Raw genomic sequence first — 17,023 nt, forward strand, 5'->3', positions numbered from 1 at the left:
ACGTGACTGTCACTGTCACGGTTGCGCAGCCTGACACCAAGACGCCAGACTGGAAGGACGGCTCTGGCGAACCGGGTGGCAAGGTCGTAATCCCGAACGATGGAGGCCCTGTTGAGGACGGCACGACGGTCGACACCGACGGCCCCGGCAAGGCAAAAATCGATGGCGATGGCAACCTCGTTGTTGACATCGACGACAACGCTAAGCCTGGTGACAGGATTGTAGTTATCGTCAAGGGCAAGAACGGCAGCGAGATCGATCGCGTGACGGTCACCGTTGAGAAGCCTGCCGCTGGTGATATGACCACCGAGCCGGGAGTCAAGAAGCCTAAGCTTGCACACACCGGTGCGCAGGTAGCAGGGCTTGCTGGTATCGTAGCCGCAATGGGCGTAGCAGGCCTTGGCCTGGTGCTCGTGCGACGCCGTCGCGAAGGCGAGGAGAACTAATCGCCTAGCCGACGAAACACCGGCATAACAGTACGGGGGTGAGACCTTAAACGGTCTCACCCCCGTCACCAATTTCTGGGCTAATGCCCATTTTTGTGTCTTTATTTTGGTGTTTTTGCTGGTGGTTCCTTGTAATCTGGGGTTTGGTTAGCTTTTTAGGCTTATTTTGTGAGCATTCTTGACATATGCTGGAAGTGTGTTAAGGAGCGGGTTTCGCTTGGTTTATGACTCGTAAACCAAGTAGAACAAAGTGCCCCACCTGCGGCGAGGCGGGTATTAAGAAGAATGGCACAACCAGCAAAGGACTTCAGCGTTACCGCTGTACGTACCAAGTGCGGGGCCTCTTTTTGTAATACCCGGCCAGATATTTCCAGAAAGGCAGAGCTTGACCAGTTCGTTAAACCGGCTCGTGCTGCCACTGATACGGGGAACGTCCCAATACGGGGGAATCTTTAACCCAAATACAACAGCCCGACAGGTAGAAACCAGCATCTTGAAAAGCGCGACGGAAGTTCAATCCTTCAGTGTCAGCGTGGAACACATACGCGGATGCGCCCTTCTCACACACGCCCACCATATTCGAAAACGCTGATAGCAGGAAATCGTAGAACTTATCGCCATCCATCTTGTCGTTCTTGATGGACAATCCGGATCCTGATTCGAAGGCGACGTTATATGGCGGATCGGTCAACACAAGATTCGCACGCTTACCATCCATCAACAACTCGACGTCCTCGGCGCTGGTGGCGTCGCCGCACACGAGTCGGTGGCGGCCAAGCGTCCAGATATCCCCACGCTCCACGAAAGTAGCAGCTTCTAACGCGGCGGTGAGGTCAAACTCGTCATCCTCCACCTCACCCTCATCCAATGAGCCGATAAGCTGCGCGATCTCAGCGTCATCGAAACCGGTGAGTTCAGCGTCGAAATCCGAAGCATCGAGGTCGGCAATCAAGAGTGCGAGTTTGTCCTGGTCCCATTCGCCGCTGATCTTGTTGAGCGCGATATTGAGTGCTTTCTCGCGCGTCTCATCCAGCTCCACGACGATCACGTCCACGTCCGTGTGGCCGAGATCTTCGAGCACCTTCAAGCGCTGGTGTCCACCGACGATGTTGCCGGTGGTGGAGTTCCAGATGAAGGGTTCGACGTAGCCGAACTCGGTCAGGGATCGCTTGAGCTTCTCGTATTCGGCATCGCCGGGCTGGAGATCTTTACGCGGGTTGTATACGGCGGGGTGAAGGTCAGCGATTGGTAGCTGTTTGATCTGCATGAGTTTTCACCGCCTTCCGCAGCGCGTCAACGTGAGCGAACGAGTTCTCCCAGTGCAAACCTCCGTGGCCGAAGTGTCCGTAGGTTGAGTAGCGGGTGTAGCCGGGTGCTCGCAACCCCAGAGCGTCAATGATCGCTCCTGGGCGTAGCGGAAACACCTCACGCGCAGCCTCGGTCAGGATCTTGTCGGAGTATTCACCACTGCCGAGCGTGTCGATGGTGAAGGCGAGCGGGTCGGCCTTCCCAATCGCATAGGAAATCGCGACCTGGCATTCCTGCGCAAGACCGGACTCGACGATAGTCTTGGCTATCAAGCGCGCCATATACGCACCCGAGCGGTCAACCTTCGAGGCGTCCTTGCCTGAGAACGCACCACCACCATGTGGGGCGAGACCGCCGTAAGTGTCGACCATCAGCTTGCGACCAGTGAGCCCCGTGTCTGCCTTTGGACCACCCACCGTAAACAAGCCCGAGGGATTCACCAGAATCTCGGTGTCAGCGCTAATCGGCAGGTACGGTTTGCACGCGGGTGCGACGATCAGTGTTTTGACCTCAGCTGCAAGCTCATCTAGATCCTTGATCTTCTCGTGTTGGATCGACACCACCACGGTTTCGACTGCTAAGGGTTGTCCGGCGGCGTCGTAGCGCACCGTCACCTGTGCCTTACCATCGGACTTGATGTCGGTGATGGTGCCTTGCTTGCGGGCATCATCGAGGCGGGCATAAATCTCGTGTGAGAGCACCAGCGGCAACGGCAAACGCTCTGGGGTCTCACGAGTGGCGTAACCATAGACCGTGCCCTGGTCGCCTGCTCCTTGGAGGGCGAATTCGGTATCGTCACCAAAGCGCGCCTCTAAGGATTTGGAGACTCCTGCGTTAATGTCTGGGGATTGGCGACGAGTCCAGACGAAGACGAGGAACTTCCACGGAACATAGCCCGCCTTCACCAGCGCGTAACGCACCGATTCACGAATACGCGGACGCTTGGTTGTCGTGATCTCGCCAGTGACGATGATGCGATGCCCGCTAGCCATCACTTCTACTGCGACGCGTGCGGCTGGGTCTTCGTAGAGGATGTCGTCGAGAATGGTGTCGGCGATCAGGTCGCAGAGCTTATCGGGATGGCCGATACACACTGCTTCAGCGCTGCGAACCATAATCATAGGAATGCCCTTTCAGTAGAAAAATCAAAAGAAACAAAAACTCCCCGCCTTGTCAGCCAAGAGTGGGGAGCGAAGATAGACAGGCGAACCCGAATCGTGTGTGATACTGGAATTCGTGAAAGACGAAACGAGTAAACCTAATCCGCCAGAGCCTTCTACCGGCGATGGTAAAGCCGTGGCCTATGGAATGATTGCCGGGATAATGACCAGCATTATCTTTAGGTTCATTATGGACGATAGCGCCTCAGCGTTAGCTATCGGCACAGGAGTTGGAATCGCGCTAGGGGTAGCTTTCAGCGCAACAAAACGCTCCAAGTAACCCCGGTAAGCAACTAGGACGCGTCTACGAGCGGGCTTTCAATAGCTGCTCCATCACGTCATCACCCGGAGCCGCTCCCGAGTAGTCGGTGGTGCAGGTGGCGCGGACGATCTCGTAAATCTCGTACCAATACACATTCGCCTGCTTGCCAAATGACTGGGACATGGCAACGAACGGGGACGCGATAGCCGCCCCAGTCGTCGGGTGCTTTCCCAACAAACCGAACTTGGAGATCGCCTGCTCGCACTGCACATACCGTGCGAACGCCTGTGCATAGGATTCAATCAGGCGCGGGGCGACGAACTGGGAACAGCCACGAGCATCGAGCCATTGCCACGTTTCTCGGTAGACCAGGTCAGCACCGAGTGGTTTGCCATCGCGCTGAATATCGGAGAGGTAGTCGGAGGGTTCTGGCATTGTTTCACCTGCGAGCAGTGCACCGTCCCCAATATCGCTGCCTTCAAAGTCGAACGGCTCATTCAAAGGATCATCAAGCCGGGTGGCGGGCCGTCCTGCGGCGAGCTTCTCATTCAACGGATTGGGTTTTGCTCCTGCTCGCACACGGCGCCCGCCACGGTTGGTGCCGTCCTTGGCCATGGATTACCTCCTTCTCTAGGCCAGTGGCCCGGGTATGGAGGCCAGGAGTGGGAACCCCACTATCGGTCGTAACCGTTCGATAATGGGGATATGTGTATTGAGCGTGACATCGATTTCGGGCGGCCGCGACGGATGCGCTGCGGACGTTGTGGACACGAAGAACTCGTCAGCCACGACTGGATGGAAAGCTGGGAGCAGGGCAACGAGCTCTGCCCCGAATGCGGGATCGACTGCACCGAAGAAGACCGGGCTCGCCCCACGTACGACCCTGATGATCCAGCAATAGTCGATCATCAGGTTCTTCGGATGTTCTGGTACCACACCAGCACGATCCCGGACTGGCCCCAGAAGGAGTTCGATCCACGGGAGAAGCTGACTCCAGAGACCATTCAGCGCATGACGAGGATGTGCGGTGCAGGCGCTGTCGATCGATGGGTTGAACGACAGAAATCCAAAGCCCTTCACGTCGGCACCTACGAGGCAGCAATCGAGAACATGCTCAGGCGAATGGGTGACCAGCCCGAGGGCGATGCCCCGTTCTACCTGTACCGAGTAGTGCTCGACGACGCTGTGGGCATCGAGCCGGGAGTTCATCGCGAACCAACGAACTGGGTCGGCGATGCACAACCAGAGAAGTTCCTGAACCCCGGACATTCCGTCTACCGCTATATCAACGAACACGAGGACGAAGGCAGCATTTCGTTGGCTCTTACCGCAGACGCGATCGATTCGGTATCTGGAATTCAGATACCCGTAGCGACCAAAACGCCAGCTAGGAAGAAACAACGCCTGGCTACGTGGCAGGATGTTCAGCTGAAGGTCAAGGAAGCGAGCGTGCCTGACCGAGTACAGTCCCGTTTAGCAGGTGCTTTCAGGGACGTGAGCGCAAGCAATACCGACCACCTCAATCTGGATCTTCTCGACGGGCTGGTTGATCTCATCCAAAATCCTTCTCATATCCTCACTCTCCTTGACTCCGTGGAGCCCCGACAAGTCTGAATCAGCAGCCTCGGGTCAATACCCTGTTTGATTCGGTGACTTTGTGTACGGTTGGCCTCGCCCGCTGACCTCTGACAAGGCGTGAGAGATTCGACGGCCCCTACCCCTCGCTAGGCTTTCGACGTTGGCTCGTGTTCGGCAAACGCCAGGTAGGTAGCATCTTTGAGGTTCCAGATGATCGACGCGACAGTCGGCAACGTGTGGGCTCGTCAATACGAGTGACCCGAGGTTGTTGCCTCCACCGATCATCATCGAGCGCGCTCTGGCGCGAGTGACAGGGCTTGCACGGCGAGCGAAGGTTATCAAAGTCGTGGGTGCCGCCGTGTTCAAGCGGGAAAACGTGGTGGACCTCTTGGACAGGCGTATACCTGCCTTGCTCTAGGCAGTCCTCACACAAAGGATGTTGTGCGATGTAGGCGGCGCGGATCTTGCGCCAACGCGCGCCGTAACGACGGTTAATCTTCGGATCCCTTTGGTAGCGACGGTAGCATGCGTCCTCTGCTTTGGCATGTTGTTCGCAGTAGCGTTCGTGGGTGAGCTCGGGACAACCAGGGTGGGAGCATAGGGAGGCTGGTTTGATCGGCATCGCTGGCTCCTTCCCGGACATGGTGAAGCCCCAAGGCTCCCAGCCAGTTGCCGGGCTTGCCCTGGGGCTTCTCCTACTTTTCAACCACCTACAGTATTGCAGGCCGAAATAGGCAAATGCATCCGCTGTTCTTGACACCTTTTGGCGGGAGGGTTCACCCGGCCTGCCCATACAACGCCGACGCCAACCGGGACAGCGCACGCGACTTCTTCTGATACGCGCTGGTGCGCTCCACGTAGAAGCGGTCACACACGGCTTGAACCGCATCATCCTGGGAACCGTCGCCGAGAAAGAAGGCTTCGAGGACGAACCTGTCGTCATCGGTGAGCAGCTGCCAGGCGGGCAGGAACCACGCCATGTACTCCACCGCTTGACCGTAGCGGGCACGGTAGATGTCGATCCGATCCAACGTGGCCGCCACCCGGGTCTCCCCAGCATGCACATCCGTGTGACGCGGCAGCCCATCCAACTTCGGCGAACCCGGACTGATGGCATCATCGTAGGCGGTCTTGATCTGCTCGTCGGTGGTGTCGATGATTTGTTCCATCACCGCATAATCCTGTAGCGCGGCGATCGCAGCTTTCCTTGTGTCGAGGTATTTCGTCATCACATGCATGAGAGTTCCTTCCTAGTGGTTGTGATTTCTGCTGCGACCGCGTCAATCAACGCAGCCTGCGTAGCATCCTTCGCATCAAGGGCTTTGAGCACAGCTTCATCGAGCGTCCCCTCGATAACGAGGTGGGTGATCGTCACAGGTTCGGATTGCCCTTGCCGATAAAGCCGTGCATTCGTCTGCTGATAGAGCTCCAAACTCCACGTCAGCGAAAACCACACCAGCAGATGCCCGCCTGACTGGAGATTCAGACCGTGCCCGGCCGACGCCGGGTGAATCAGCCCGAGGGTTATCTCGCCCTGGTTCCATGCCTCGATATCGGCCGAGGTCTTCAGCTCGCGTGCTTCTGGGAAACGGGAGACGATGCGTTCGCGGTCATAGGCGAACCAATACGCCACCAACAATGGGCTGCCGTTGGCCGCCTCGACGAGGTCTTCAAGAGCGTCAAGCTTCCGATCATGCACAGAAGCCCAGTCACCCTCGCCGGTGTAGATCGCGCCGCTCGCGAGTTGGAGTAGCTTGCCGGACAAAGCTGCGGCGTTCGCGGCATCGATTGTCGCCCCATCAAGGTCGAGGACGAGGTCTGCCTTGAGTTGCTCGTAGACCTTGCGCTCTTTCGGCTCCAATGCGACGGGTGTGGTTGTCACCGTCAAGGGCGGTAGTTGGAGGTGGTCTGTGGTTCGCATCGACAACGTCATGTCACCAATCGCCGTATAGATCTCATCCTCAGCACCGCTGCGCGGCTTGTAAGTAAAAACCTGCATCCCATTACGCTTATCCGGCACGAACCAGCGCTCGCGATAACGAGTGATGAACCTGCCCAGACGCTGTCCGCCGTCGAGGAGCCGGAATTGCGCCCAGACATCCATGAGCCCATTCGATGCGGGCGTACCGGTGAGCCCGACCCAGCGTTTAACGTGCGGTCGCATTTTCACCAGCGCCGTAAACCTTTTAGCTCGATGATTCTTAAACGAACTGAGTTCGTCAATGACGACCATGTCGAACGGCCAGCTACCGCCCATCTGGTTCACGAGCCATGGAATGTTTTCACGGTTGATGACGGTCACCATCGCAGACGCCGCGAGAGCGTTGAGCCGGTCTTGTTTGGTGCCAACAGCGACCGCGACCGTCAAATCTCGCAGGTGATCCCACTTCGCGATTTCTGCAGGCCAGGTGTCTCGCGCGACGCGTAATGGAGCGATGATGAGAACTCGGTGGATGGTGAAGTAGTCGAGCATGAGCTGCCAGATCGCCGTCAACGTAATCACCGATTTACCTAAACCCATGCCAAGGAGAATCGCGGCCCCGTCGTGGTCGATGATGAACTGGGTCGCCTGACGTTGGTAGTTATGCGGCGTGTAGTGCATCAAGCACCTCCTGTATGCCGTCAACCGAATCAACAACCAGAGCTGTGAAGCCTTGCTCGCGCAGCTGGTTCATCCGATGCTGTTGGATTGGCCGTGGTTTCTTGTCTGGTGCTTTGAGCTCGACGAAAACGACGCGGTTTCTCATCAGGCATATCCGGTCAGGTACGCCGGTGATTCCAGGGCAGACGAGCTTCCAGCACAAGCCTCCGGAGGTTTCGACGGCGTTCTTGAGCTTCGCTTCGATTGTTCTTTCATTCATGACTTTTCCTTGAGTTGTCAAGGGTTGTGTTGGTCATGTAGGTCTAGTTCTAAACCTCTATATAGAAGTACTTTTTTGGCTTCTATATAAAGGGCTAGTACCGACGTACACGACCAACACACCCGTCGTTAGTTGAGCTCGAATTCGTCAAGCAAGCGAAGTCCTCGGATGAGTTTTCCGCGATTGTTTCGACGCGAGGTGAAGCCGTTTTTCTCCACGGCCGCATAGAAATCACTCGTTGAGCGCACGTACTCGCTACGGCTAAGCGCCCAAGCCCTGTAGGAGGAATAGAGCGCCCCAGACTTCTCTTCAAGACCTGGGTCAAGCTCGCAGCATTCGTCGAGGAAGTGGGCGAACCAGTCGTTAGCCGCCCGATACTTCTCCGACGCTTCAACCACGCATGCAGGTGGGACGAGCCGATAGTTCTCGGCGTGAATCAGGCGTGCGCCTTCCATGATCCAGGCGAGGACTGCGCCGCCAGCGTTGGTGTAGAGGTGGTCTGCATAGTTCTTCACATCCACACTGGGCTGGATGGTTTGGGTGAATGGGATGACGACAAGCCGCCTCCAAATACCGGTGTCCATCGCCCCGACTTTGGGCAGGTGGTTGGTGTAGAGCACGAGGGTGTGGGAGGGAGTGAAGGAGAAAGGGTCTTTGTATTTCTTCTCCGCTGCGATCTTGTCCGTCGAGGCCAGCTGCTTCGTTGAGGAGGTTGAAAGGCGAACGCCCTCATCATTCTCGCCAGCGATCAGGAGGCGGCGGGCTCGGGTTTCAGCCATTTCGTGTTTGGCATTGTTCTTCTTCCCCGCAATCAGCACTTCTGCCGAGATCGTCTCCGAGTAGGAGCCCAGCACTCGGGCGATAGTGTTCCAGAACGTGGATTTGCCGTTGTTACCGTCCCCGTAAGCGATGATGAGGGCTTCGATGAGGACTTTCCCGATCGCGGCCAGCCCGCAGACGCGTTGAACGTAGGCGATGAGTTCTTGGTCGCCGCCAAAGGTCAGCTCGAGGGAATCACGCCAGACCTGTGCTCCCTCGTCGGAGGGGTCGGTGGCGGTTTGCTTGGTCAGCATGTCCGCCGGGTCATGCTCACGCCTACTCCCATCCCGCAGATCAAACGTTCCTGAGGGCGTATTGAGCAAATACGCGTCAGCATCGAGAACGTGTGGGTTGATGAGGGCGAGGGGTCGGGCTTGGCGCATAACGGCTTGGATCGTACGGTCGGAGCGGCATTTGTAGATGAACTTCTGCCACTCTTGGGCAGCTGTCAGCTCCCGATACACCCGTGCCTGCTCGGGTGTAAACATGCCGACAGCTTTAGCTTTGGTCATGGCCACGAGCATCGCCGTCACCCCGAGCTCGCTGGCGCGCTGGCTGATCGCCTCCAACTCGGCATCGACTTGCTCTAACTGGCGAGTGGTGAGTTCTTGGACGACATGCTGGACTTTGGGTTCGTTTTCCTCCCACACCCCGCCTTCGTAAACCATCCACGCTGTCGCAGGCGAATAGCAGATCCGACCCGCATACTCACCAGCCAGAACGGTTGCCTGCCCGACGTCGGTGAAGTCTTCCGGCTTCAACGTGGTCAACTGCGCATACGCCTCCGGTGGCAGGTAGTCGGGGTTGGCTGCAACTTTCGTTGCGAACCGGCACGCCGAGTTCCAAATCGTCGTCAGCTCGCTGTCACTGAGCGGTGGTTCGCATAGATTCGCTTTACGGTCGAACAAGTCACGGGCCTGGTCGGTCTGCCCGTAGCGGATAAGCACCCGCCCTGCGAAGCGCGAGAGCGTCGCATTCCTCGACCCCTCGCCGATCACCAGAGTGCTCTGATCGAAGGCAGCGAACACGTCCTGCTCATCAGCGTTATCGAGCCATGCATCAAGCAACTGGTCGCCCTCATGCACCGTCACCGTCGCGTTCAACGTGCCGTAGATGAAGCGACCTGCATCCAGAGCGTTGCGGTCGAAGAACGCGAACCGCGACGCTAAACGATGCTTCAGCCCGGCGTATTCGTCAGCGTCTTTGATCGTGTGGATTGGGAAGTAGACGTGGAAACGCGGCCTCGCCGATACCACACCCTTCGCTTTCATGTGATTACGGGAGGTCGCGGCCATGAACTCCACACCAGACATGAGCTCAGCGATCTTCTCGGGCGTCACCCAGTCAGTTTGTGTTTCGGTGTGGTCGTTGTCGACATCCATCACCACACAATCCGACGCTATGAAGGCTGCAGTTGAGCGGCGGTTATTCACATACGTGGCGGCCACATGATCGAAACCCACGACTGCCGACAGCGAGGCTGCGTCAGTGACGGTGTGGCTGTTCGGGTAGTGGTTATTGTTCTGCACGCCGCTCACATTCGCGGCGTACAAGGTGAAGGGCGTGGTCATGGGGTGACCTCCTGAAAATCTTGATCGAAGTACTTGATGGGTAGGTCGAGGTCGTGTGCCCAGCCGATCTCTAGGCGCATACCGGGTGAAACGTGTCCGACGTATGCCCAGAGGGCTTCGCATTTGGCGAGCAGCACCCGGCCCATAAACATCGCCAACTCTCGCTGATCAGGATCGGCGTCATCCATGAACTGCGGGAATAGAAGGTGTGGGGCGAATGGGATTTTGCCCGCGTTCACTGCGAACCCACAGAATTGACGAGCGAGCTCCACGTTCGCTTGAGTGTCGCCCGAATACGGTGAGCAGATATAGACCAGCGGACGATATCCGAACTGCTCGCGCTGCAGCTTCTTCAAAGCGTGATAGCTCGTTAAATCCAGATAGCCCTCGGTGTTCTTCTTCGAAAACCCAATATCAAGTGTCGTGGCGGTCATGCTTGCACCTGACCTTCACGCTCAATCACCGGGAGGATGCCGAGCTGGTTCTTCAAAAGGTCGTAGATGAACAGGCGACCTTTCTGGGGCCAGTAGGTGTGGATCCGGGTGCGGTTCCCGTCGTCAATGACGTGGGTCTTGGTGTCGGTGTAACCGTTGCCTGCGTGCTGTGCGTAGAGCAGCCACACCCCCGATTGCTTGTACTGAATACCGAGTTCGTGAAGGAGCTGGTTGAGCTTGCGACCAGAAAGCCCATAGTCCTTCGCGATCACCGTGATCGGCAAAGCGTCCTTAGCTTCGAGAACCATGTCGTAGTAGGACAGTTTCGGCTTCGCTTCAGCCAGGGCTTGAGCTTGCGCAAGATTCTGAAACGTGAGCTCTGCGGTTTTGCGGCGTTCAGCGACGTACGCATCAAGCACTTTGAGGAGCGCTTCGGGATTAGTGACCAGCTCGTCGGTGGCGTACAGGCCATAGCGACGGATTGACGGCAGCACCTCGTGGGTGACCCACCGCTTGAACGCTTTCGCTTCTGGTTTGCGTGATGCCATGATCAGCGCGTAGAGGCCGGGTTCGTTGACGCACCATGTAGCACCGCCAGAGAACCCTAAGTTGAACTTAGCCTTCTCATCAGCATCGAGACGAGAAACGGCAACCGAGGGGTTCGTGAGATCGAGGGCCTGGCAGATATCGGCGGCGATGAACCATGTCTGATCATTAGCGGTGAAGCTGCGTACCTGCCCGAAACGGTCGTTGGTGAAGGTTTGGATGGTTTTGCCCATGACAGGCTCCTGTTCTGAGAGCCAAATAGACGAATGTGCACCGGTTGGTGCGAGAAGCTCTCAGTGGTAGGCCGCAAACCTTCCAGGAGTTAACCCCTGGGCGGGTTTGTGGTCACTGAGCTTTGGGACTCTCGCACATACGCCCTCGAGCACCACCTAATCCGGACGGGTGCCATGAAAATTGCTTCCCGAGATGCCGGGTATACCCCGCAGACAAACAGTGCAGCGCGGGCGAGCATGGAGATATGGGCGAGATGGATAAAGCCACAGTGTGGGCGATGGCGAAAAACATGCGCCTATTCACCTCCGTGGAATACCTACGCGCCCTCGATAACGACCCAGCGCCCTCTGCTGCGAATCAGCAGATCGCCGAGTATCTACGAGAGTTCATGACAACCGACCCGAACCTGCTGCTCGGTGACGAGTAGGAGTTAGTCCTTGCGGTAGTAGCCGCATTCGTACCCGTCCGCATCCAGCGGCAGGCTTTCTGCCCAGGCTGGGAGCGTGGACATGAGCTTGCACGCATCAGCAACGGTAAAACCAGAATCTGTGGGCTCGTCGATGACGATTTCGTCGTGCACATGCATCACAATCTTGTGCCCTGCCTTAGCGACGGCGTGCATGCCAACCACAAGCAGGTCACGGGCGATTGCTTGGACGATGTTCTCGACGAGTTTGCCTCCGTAGGTTTCGAGCTGTCCCCAGCGCCGTGCTGTGGTGGTGCCGGTGTAGGTGATGGAGGTGCCGCCCCACCTGTTCTCACCCAGACGCGGCTGGACGTAGGAAAGTCGTCTACCGGAGGGCAGTTCGATGAAGAGAATCCCAGACTCAACGCTAAAGCGCAGGTTGAGTAGCCGGATCGACTGGCGCGAGGTGATGGCGGCAATGGCTGCTTCTTCGACGTCTGCCCAGAGCTGGACGATGTGTGGGTTGGCGGCCCGCCATGCGTCGACGATGGGTTTGAGTTCGTGTTCGGCGAGTCCCATACCCAGTGCTCCCATAGCTTTCAGCGCACCAACAGAGCCGCCAAAACCACAAGCCAAAACTGCTAATTTTCCTTTCTGAAGAAGCTCACTATTCATGCCGTGTTTTTCTACTGGGACGCCGAACATGCGGGAAGCGGTTTCGCAGTAGAGGTCTTTGCCCTCACGGAAGGCCTGGAGGGTGGTGGTTTCTCCTGCGATCCAGGCAATCACGCGCGCCTCGATCGCCGAGAAGTCCGCAACGATGAACCTGTTGCCGGGGCTGGGGATGAATGCGGTGCGAATGAGTTGGCTGAGCGTGTCGGGCACGGACTCGTACAGCAGCTCAAGCGCATCAAGATCACCCACTCTGACCAAGGTTCGTGCTTGGTCGAGATCAGGCAGATAATTCCTCGGGAGGTTTTGGACTTGGACGAGGCGTCCGGCGAAACGTCCAGTGCGACCCGCTCCGTAGAACTGGATAAGCCCGCGCGCTCGGCCATCGGCTCCTGCGACGTTTTGCATCGCCACGTACTTCTTCATCGATGACTTGGCCAATTCGCCGCGCAGTTCGAGTACTTCTTTCACCGTGCCAGTCGCGGTGTCGAGGGCGGCATCGACGTCAGCCTTGGCGAGTGAGTCGATGTGGCAGCCGTGGGTGGTGAGCCATTGTTTGAGCTGGATCGGCGAATTCGGATTGTCCAACCCCGTGAGCTTCTGCGCCCGAGCGAGTGTCGCGTTGCGGTGGTGCTCATCCACCCCGACCGCGTTATCAACCAGCGTGTGGTCGAGCAGGATCCCGGCATCGTTAATACGTTGGTCGAGGGCGTAGGTATCCCATTCGGTCTCCGGCATCGGAAAACAAGCCAGTCTGTCGTGAATGGCGAGCTCGACTTCGACATCGCGCCGGTTGTAGTCGATAAACCTCGCCCACCCGGTCGGATCCGCTGATGGCGGGTTACGTCGCTTACCGCCATTCAAGACTGAGGGTGTGGCGGGTGTGCAAAACTGCTTGATCAGCTTCTTGCCTACTGTGTCTTTTTGGATGTCGAGGTTGAGGACAGTGGCTACCGCGTCGAGGCTCATCGGCAGGCCGAGGTAGGCGGACCAGATCATCGTGCACCGCCACTGCGCCGGATCAAGAAACCCGTCACTTAACAGTTTGGGATGGTGGCGGCGGAGCCACGCCGACAGACAGACACGCTCGAAGGCGGCGTTATGCGCCCACTTCACGACGGATGGATCTACCAGTGCCGCCAGCACCTCTTCGGGCATTGATTGTCCGTTGGCGAGATCCACCATTTCGACTGGACCGCCGTCAATCGAATAGCCGAAGAGCAACAGGTCGAAGTCTGGGTGCTCGCAATACGGGTAGACGCCTGTCTTGGCGAGTTGGGCGGGGCTGAAAGATTCGATATCGCAGAAGAGTGTTCGCATGACAAGGTTCCTTTCACATAGAGGAAAGTGGAGGGAACCAACAAGATGTGCTGATTCCCTCCACGTGTGGGGATGGTTAGTTCAAGAAGTCGTCGGCCGGTGCACCGAAGTCGGTCTCAGCAGAGACACGGCCACCGCCAAGGCTCTCGCCGTCACGGGTCTTTTGAATGTTCCCCAGCCCGCACGCCACACCCTTGTTCCCGTTCGTGTTGAACGCATAGAAGGACAGGGATACTCGTGCATAGCAGCCTGAGTAGACCTCGGCGCGATCCAAAATCGGGGCGACGCTCTGATCGACGATCTGCGGAGCGGTCAGCGAGTTAGCGTTAAGGAAGTAGGCGCCCTTGTAGGCTTCGTCGTCACGCTCAATATCCCCATCACGCAGCGGAAGCTTGAGGGCCGCCTTGTTGGGTCGCTTACCCCCAAACTTCCCGATCCCGGTCTCGATGGCTGCGTCCACGGCCTTCTCGATCGCAGTGATCGTGGCGGTGTCGGACTTGGGGATAATCAGCGAAGTGGAGTACTTGGGCTTGCCACCTTGAATGGAGTTCGGCTCCCACACATGCGCATAGCTGAGGCGGACTTCGCCGGTCACAATACGAGTCGGATTCTGATTAGTCATAGCCTTGTTCTTCTTTCTGTTCGTTACTTGTTTGTTTGGAAATCAGTGGCCGCGCTCACCAGATCGAGTGCTGGCCGTTTATCGGATGCAGGAACTAAGGTGGGTTTGCCTGCAGGTTTGGTCACGAGATCGCCGAGGATCTCGTTGAAGGCGGGTTTACCCATGAGCTTTTCCATTGCTGTAAGAGTGATGAGCTTGCGGTCATAGATGTCCTTGTAACCAGCCGCCTCAGCCGCCTTCGCCACGTCGGTTTCGGAGGTGTATTTGCGTACAGAACGCCCGGCTACGAGCTTGAACCCCTCAAAGACCACTCCCTGGTTGACGGCTTTCGACAGGGCGTAGGCTTCGACATCCGACGCCCATGTTTTGAGCTGCGGAATCCGGGCCAGCACGTCAGCGATTTCTGCATCACTCAGTTCTGCTGGTGGGGCGAATTCGAGCTTGGCAAGTTGAAGATTGGCTTCCGCTCGTGCCCGGCAGGTTGGTGCGATCTTGCAGAACTGGCACCACGAGCCGGGACAGAACTCGCCCCCACCCGCCGTGGCCAGTTCGGCCTTCGGTTTGACCTCCGTCTTGGCCCACGCGAGGAGGTCAGCGACCGGCACCTCCCAGGTGTCGACATTGCCTCGGCGGGGTTGGTAGATCGTCACCGCCACGGTCTCGATGTCGTACAGGTCGCCGAAGGCGTGGAGCGCTCCGAGCGCGTACAGCATCAACTGCGGATTGTTCACGGCCTCCACCAGAACGCCTTGCCCGTACTTCAGATCAATAATCTGCAAGGTAGGTTCGGCGATGATCACGCAATCCCCGGTGCCAAAACCTCCCGGAACAATGTGGGAGAAGTCGAGACGCTGCTCGATCAACACCTGCGGATCACCACAAGCCTCCCGTGCCAACGAGATGTGTTCCTGGACGAACGCCACATAGTCGTCCGTCAGGTTTTCCATCTCGTCATCAACCCAGGTCGATTCGGGTTTGAAGCCCGGTGCTCGGTGGAGGGCGCGGCGCAACTTCCACTCCGCCAGAGTGTGTGCGGCGGTGCCCTGCTCGGCAGCCGCCGACGACGAGTCCGGCTCACGGGACTCCAGCACTGCGCTGGGTGGGCAGTTCAGCCACCGATGCGCGCCAGATGCCGAGAGGAGTGCATGATCAGTGGGTGCCATCGCCGATCCCCTTCGCCTGCTCAAGAAGCCACCCATATTTGCCTGGGTCGACGTCTGAGAGCTTGTCCGCCCCCACCGCCACGATCAGCTCACGCACCTTCGCCGTGTGACCTTGCGCTGAAAGACCTGCGAGCACGCCGCGCACGTCCTCCAACGTCACCGCAGGTTCAGGCTCCGCAACTGGAGACATGTCTGGTGTTTCTTCGTGCGCTGGGGAACGGCTTGGTTCTGATGTGCCGATGAGTCGTGCAGCAGGTATCGGGCGGTCACCAATCATGCCCGCATGGTCTTCAACCTGCTCATACCAGTCATCCTCGAGTGCTTGCGCCTGCTCACAGACATAAATAGCTACCTGGTTCCACGCGCTGATTAGTTGGTTGCGTGTCTGGAAATCCATCATCGCCCCTCACCTCCCGCGCGCCCGTCCAGAGCGTTGGCCAAGGCCATGAGGTCATCATCGGGTTCAGCGATCTGGACTTCGACGTTCGTGGTATCGGATCCGGGCAGGAGGATCACCATCTTGTGGAGCGGTGTGGTGGTGCCGAAGATGGCGCGCAGTATCCGCTTGGTGACTCGGATTTCCTTTGCCGACAGTGCCGCATCGGGGTTGGGGTTTTTGCCGATCTTGAGCTTGAGCTTGGTACTCATTTGTTCGTTCCTTCCTGAGCGGTGCCGTGTGCCTCGCTCACAGGAAGGCCATGAAGATCGCTGGAGTTAACCCCTGCCGCGATCAGTCCCTCACGCAGGTGTTCAGTGGCTTTCTTCAACGTTTTCGAGATCGCCGCTTTTGACACGCCACGGGCAGCGGCAACCTCCACTGCAGGCCGCTGTTCGACACGGATGGCGATGAACACCTCCCGCTGCGCAGGCGGCAGCTTCTTGATGAGCTCGACCAACAACTCACCAACGGCCTGGAGAAGGTGCTCTTGTTCAGTGGCGGTTTCGTTCTCGCATACGATTCCTTCGGCTGACGGCGTGGATCCGGCTTCCTGGTTGCCGTAGGAGTTGTAGGCATCCCACGAGCAGAACTTGACGCCTTTACGGTCTTGACGGTGATATCTGTGTTCGTTGTTGTATTCAGCCCGGTCAAGATCAGTGACGATCTCAACCCACCGATCCTCAGCTTCAACAACGATCGGATCACCGACAACAGACGTATAGGTAATGAATCCCATGAGTGGGGTTCCCTTCTTGTAAAGGGAGACCCCGTTGAGGACTGCCGAGAGAAGACCGAAATGTTGAGCGGATGCAGTGACGGGCACCAGCCCCGCCGGGTTAAACCCAGATTGAGGTGGTGCCCATCAAGCGCTCAACGGTGGTCTTCCCGAATACGGCTCTGCGCATGCGGAAAAGTAGGAGAAAGGTTTCAGCGTGCCGGTTGACCGGTGCGGCATCGCCGAAAAGAAAAATGAGAGAGTGTTTCGAGGCTGTCGACCGCGCTGCGAAACACCAGCGAGGGGTGTTACTTGCCCTTACGCGGCTTGGCTTGGGCCAGCGCGGAGCCTGCTACGGACTTCGTTCTGGCTGAGGTTCGGCCGTCGCGCAGCAGTGCGGACGCCTTCTTGGCGACCGGTCGAGACGTCTGCTTCGTGTTACGGGTTCCCATGTCTCTTCTCACCTC

The 17,023-nt window shown here is 57.7% G+C and carries 20 protein-coding genes and 1 pseudogene; 5 read left to right on the forward strand and 16 right to left on the reverse strand.

Going from position 1 to position 17,023, the window contains the following annotated elements:
- Together HMPREF2909_RS09230 and HMPREF2909_RS10065 are read left to right on the forward strand one after the other, a co-directional pair.
- The coding region (locus tag HMPREF2909_RS09230; RefSeq protein ID WP_168165276.1) for an LPXTG cell wall anchor domain-containing protein at positions 1-446 on the forward strand (446 nt) is incomplete at its 5' end.
- 224 nt (positions 447-670) lie between these two features.
- Positions 671-799 carry a transposase-like zinc-binding domain-containing protein gene (locus HMPREF2909_RS10065; RefSeq protein ID WP_441294129.1) on the forward strand — a complete coding sequence of 43 codons (129 nt, stop codon included), beginning with the start codon at positions 671-673 and terminating at the stop codon, positions 797-799.
- Positions 800-843: 44 nt separating this feature from the next.
- On the opposite strand, the gene HMPREF2909_RS07550 is transcribed toward HMPREF2909_RS10065, so the two are convergent.
- The gene (locus HMPREF2909_RS07550) at positions 844-1,713 is read right to left on the reverse strand and encodes a ParB N-terminal domain-containing protein (RefSeq protein ID WP_246815536.1); all 870 of its coding nucleotides are present in this window, start codon (positions 1,711-1,713) and stop codon (positions 844-846) included.
- Positions 1,685-2,875 (reverse strand): methionine adenosyltransferase, encoded by a 1,191-nt coding sequence (gene metK / locus HMPREF2909_RS07555; RefSeq protein ID WP_071415801.1) that lies wholly within the window; start codon positions 2,873-2,875, stop codon positions 1,685-1,687. The genes HMPREF2909_RS07550 and metK overlap by 29 nt, the downstream gene beginning before the upstream one ends.
- A gap of 115 nt (positions 2,876-2,990) precedes the next feature.
- On the opposite strand from metK, the gene HMPREF2909_RS07560 reads away from it, so the two are divergent.
- Positions 2,991-3,194, forward strand: coding sequence for a hypothetical protein (locus HMPREF2909_RS07560; RefSeq protein ID WP_210387891.1), 204 nt, complete (start codon positions 2,991-2,993; stop codon positions 3,192-3,194).
- A gap of 24 nt (positions 3,195-3,218) precedes the next feature.
- On the opposite strand, the gene HMPREF2909_RS07565 is transcribed toward HMPREF2909_RS07560, so the two are convergent.
- The gene (locus tag HMPREF2909_RS07565; protein ID WP_071415803.1) at positions 3,219-3,791 is read right to left on the reverse strand and encodes a P27 family phage terminase small subunit; all 573 of its coding nucleotides are present in this window, start codon (positions 3,789-3,791) and stop codon (positions 3,219-3,221) included.
- A 90-nt stretch (positions 3,792-3,881) separates the two neighbouring features.
- Between HMPREF2909_RS07565 and HMPREF2909_RS07570 the strand changes: the two genes are divergently transcribed.
- Positions 3,882-4,790, forward strand: a complete 909-nt coding sequence (locus HMPREF2909_RS07570) for a hypothetical protein (RefSeq protein WP_148130829.1) — start codon at positions 3,882-3,884, stop codon at positions 4,788-4,790.
- A gap of 100 nt (positions 4,791-4,890) precedes the next feature.
- On the opposite strand, the gene HMPREF2909_RS10070 is transcribed toward HMPREF2909_RS07570, so the two are convergent.
- From HMPREF2909_RS10070 to HMPREF2909_RS07600, 7 genes are all read right to left on the reverse strand, one after another.
- Positions 4,891-5,646, reverse strand: coding sequence for an HNH endonuclease (locus tag HMPREF2909_RS10070; protein ID WP_441294130.1), 756 nt, complete (start codon positions 5,644-5,646; stop codon positions 4,891-4,893).
- Positions 5,531-5,992: a hypothetical protein gene (locus HMPREF2909_RS07575; RefSeq protein WP_071415804.1), complete on the reverse strand. Its 462-nt coding sequence runs from the start codon at positions 5,990-5,992 to the stop codon at positions 5,531-5,533. The genes HMPREF2909_RS10070 and HMPREF2909_RS07575 overlap by 116 nt, the downstream gene beginning before the upstream one ends.
- Positions 5,983-7,356, reverse strand: a complete 1,374-nt coding sequence (locus HMPREF2909_RS07580; protein ID WP_071415805.1) for a DEAD/DEAH box helicase — start codon at positions 7,354-7,356, stop codon at positions 5,983-5,985. Before HMPREF2909_RS07580 ends, HMPREF2909_RS07575 begins: the two co-directional genes overlap by 10 nt.
- Positions 7,337-7,615 (reverse strand): VRR-NUC domain-containing protein, encoded by a 279-nt coding sequence (locus HMPREF2909_RS07585; protein ID WP_071415806.1) that lies wholly within the window; start codon positions 7,613-7,615, stop codon positions 7,337-7,339. The genes HMPREF2909_RS07580 and HMPREF2909_RS07585 overlap by 20 nt, the downstream gene beginning before the upstream one ends.
- Before the next feature lie 128 nt (positions 7,616-7,743).
- Entirely contained in the window at positions 7,744-10,005 is a 2,262-nt protein-coding gene (locus HMPREF2909_RS07590; RefSeq protein ID WP_071415807.1) for a phage/plasmid primase, P4 family, read from the reverse strand.
- The gene (locus tag HMPREF2909_RS07595) at positions 10,002-10,439 is read right to left on the reverse strand and encodes a DUF7768 domain-containing protein (protein WP_071415808.1); all 438 of its coding nucleotides are present in this window, start codon (positions 10,437-10,439) and stop codon (positions 10,002-10,004) included. The genes HMPREF2909_RS07590 and HMPREF2909_RS07595 overlap by 4 nt, the downstream gene beginning before the upstream one ends.
- The gene (locus HMPREF2909_RS07600; protein WP_071415809.1) at positions 10,436-11,218 is read right to left on the reverse strand and encodes a phage antirepressor; all 783 of its coding nucleotides are present in this window, start codon (positions 11,216-11,218) and stop codon (positions 10,436-10,438) included. The genes HMPREF2909_RS07595 and HMPREF2909_RS07600 overlap by 4 nt, the downstream gene beginning before the upstream one ends.
- 245 nt (positions 11,219-11,463) lie before the next feature.
- Between HMPREF2909_RS07600 and HMPREF2909_RS07605 the strand changes: the two genes are divergently transcribed.
- The gene (locus HMPREF2909_RS07605; RefSeq protein WP_071415810.1) at positions 11,464-11,646 is read left to right on the forward strand and encodes a hypothetical protein; all 183 of its coding nucleotides are present in this window, start codon (positions 11,464-11,466) and stop codon (positions 11,644-11,646) included.
- A gap of 588 nt (positions 11,647-12,234) precedes the next feature.
- Here the strand turns inward: HMPREF2909_RS07605 and HMPREF2909_RS07610 are convergent.
- From HMPREF2909_RS07610 to HMPREF2909_RS07635, 6 genes and pseudogenes are all read right to left on the reverse strand, one after another.
- Positions 12,235-13,617, reverse strand: a pseudogene (locus HMPREF2909_RS07610) (DNA polymerase); the annotation flags it as partial.
- 76 nt (positions 13,618-13,693) lie between these two features.
- A complete protein-coding gene (locus tag HMPREF2909_RS07615) occupies positions 13,694-14,239 on the reverse strand; it encodes a DUF2815 family protein (protein ID WP_071415812.1) in 546 nt (181 codons plus the stop codon).
- A gap of 23 nt (positions 14,240-14,262) precedes the next feature.
- Entirely contained in the window at positions 14,263-15,402 is a 1,140-nt protein-coding gene (locus HMPREF2909_RS07620) for a DUF2800 domain-containing protein (RefSeq protein ID WP_071415813.1), read from the reverse strand.
- Complete coding sequence (locus tag HMPREF2909_RS07625) at positions 15,389-15,802, reverse strand: hypothetical protein (protein ID WP_246815537.1); 414 nt, start codon at positions 15,800-15,802, stop codon at positions 15,389-15,391. The genes HMPREF2909_RS07620 and HMPREF2909_RS07625 overlap by 14 nt, the downstream gene beginning before the upstream one ends.
- Positions 15,799-16,050 carry a hypothetical protein gene (locus tag HMPREF2909_RS07630; RefSeq protein WP_071415814.1) on the reverse strand — a complete coding sequence of 84 codons (252 nt, stop codon included), beginning with the start codon at positions 16,048-16,050 and terminating at the stop codon, positions 15,799-15,801. Before HMPREF2909_RS07630 ends, HMPREF2909_RS07625 begins: the two co-directional genes overlap by 4 nt.
- Positions 16,047-16,577, reverse strand: a complete 531-nt coding sequence (locus HMPREF2909_RS07635) for an RNA polymerase sigma factor (RefSeq protein ID WP_071415815.1) — start codon at positions 16,575-16,577, stop codon at positions 16,047-16,049. Before HMPREF2909_RS07635 ends, HMPREF2909_RS07630 begins: the two co-directional genes overlap by 4 nt.
- Positions 16,578-17,023: the final 446 nt, after the last annotated feature.

The organism is Alloscardovia sp. HMSC034E08, assembly GCF_001813415.1.
GTDB lineage: Bacteria > Actinomycetota > Actinomycetes > Actinomycetales > Bifidobacteriaceae > Alloscardovia > Alloscardovia omnicolens.

Bases quoted from the DNA above. Each gene is read 5' to 3' on its own strand.
- metK (WP_071415801.1), bottom strand. From the start codon at position 2,875: ATGATTATGGTTCGCAGCGCTGAAGCAGTGTGTATCGGCCATCCCGAT.
- HMPREF2909_RS07630 (WP_071415814.1), bottom strand. From the start codon at position 16,050: ATGAGTACCAAGCTCAAGCTCAAGATCGGCAAAAACCCCAACCCCGAT.
- HMPREF2909_RS07565 (WP_071415803.1), bottom strand. From the start codon at position 3,791: ATGGCCAAGGACGGCACCAACCGTGGCGGGCGCCGTGTGCGAGCAGGA.
- HMPREF2909_RS07615 (WP_071415812.1), bottom strand. From the start codon at position 14,239: ATGACTAATCAGAATCCGACTCGTATTGTGACCGGCGAAGTCCGCCTC.
- HMPREF2909_RS07635 (WP_071415815.1), bottom strand. From the start codon at position 16,577: ATGGGATTCATTACCTATACGTCTGTTGTCGGTGATCCGATCGTTGTT.
- HMPREF2909_RS07595 (WP_071415808.1), bottom strand. From the start codon at position 10,439: ATGACCGCCACGACACTTGATATTGGGTTTTCGAAGAAGAACACCGAG.
- HMPREF2909_RS07550 (WP_246815536.1), bottom strand. From the start codon at position 1,713: ATGCAGATCAAACAGCTACCAATCGCTGACCTTCACCCCGCCGTATAC.
- HMPREF2909_RS07580 (WP_071415805.1), bottom strand. From the start codon at position 7,356: ATGCACTACACGCCGCATAACTACCAACGTCAGGCGACCCAGTTCATC.
- HMPREF2909_RS10070 (WP_441294130.1), bottom strand. From the start codon at position 5,646: ATGATGCGGTTCAAGCCGTGTGTGACCGCTTCTACGTGGAGCGCACCA.
- HMPREF2909_RS07590 (WP_071415807.1), bottom strand. From the start codon at position 10,005: ATGACCACGCCCTTCACCTTGTACGCCGCGAATGTGAGCGGCGTGCAG.
- HMPREF2909_RS07575 (WP_071415804.1), bottom strand. From the start codon at position 5,992: ATGCATGTGATGACGAAATACCTCGACACAAGGAAAGCTGCGATCGCC.
- HMPREF2909_RS10065 (WP_441294129.1), top strand. From the start codon at position 671: ATGACTCGTAAACCAAGTAGAACAAAGTGCCCCACCTGCGGCGAGGCG.
- HMPREF2909_RS07620 (WP_071415813.1), bottom strand. From the start codon at position 15,402: ATGGCACCCACTGATCATGCACTCCTCTCGGCATCTGGCGCGCATCGG.
- HMPREF2909_RS07585 (WP_071415806.1), bottom strand. From the start codon at position 7,615: ATGAATGAAAGAACAATCGAAGCGAAGCTCAAGAACGCCGTCGAAACC.
- HMPREF2909_RS07570 (WP_148130829.1), top strand. From the start codon at position 3,882: ATGTGTATTGAGCGTGACATCGATTTCGGGCGGCCGCGACGGATGCGC.
- HMPREF2909_RS07600 (WP_071415809.1), bottom strand. From the start codon at position 11,218: ATGGGCAAAACCATCCAAACCTTCACCAACGACCGTTTCGGGCAGGTA.
- HMPREF2909_RS07625 (WP_246815537.1), bottom strand. From the start codon at position 15,802: ATGATGGATTTCCAGACACGCAACCAACTAATCAGCGCGTGGAACCAG.
- HMPREF2909_RS07605 (WP_071415810.1), top strand. From the start codon at position 11,464: ATGGGCGAGATGGATAAAGCCACAGTGTGGGCGATGGCGAAAAACATG.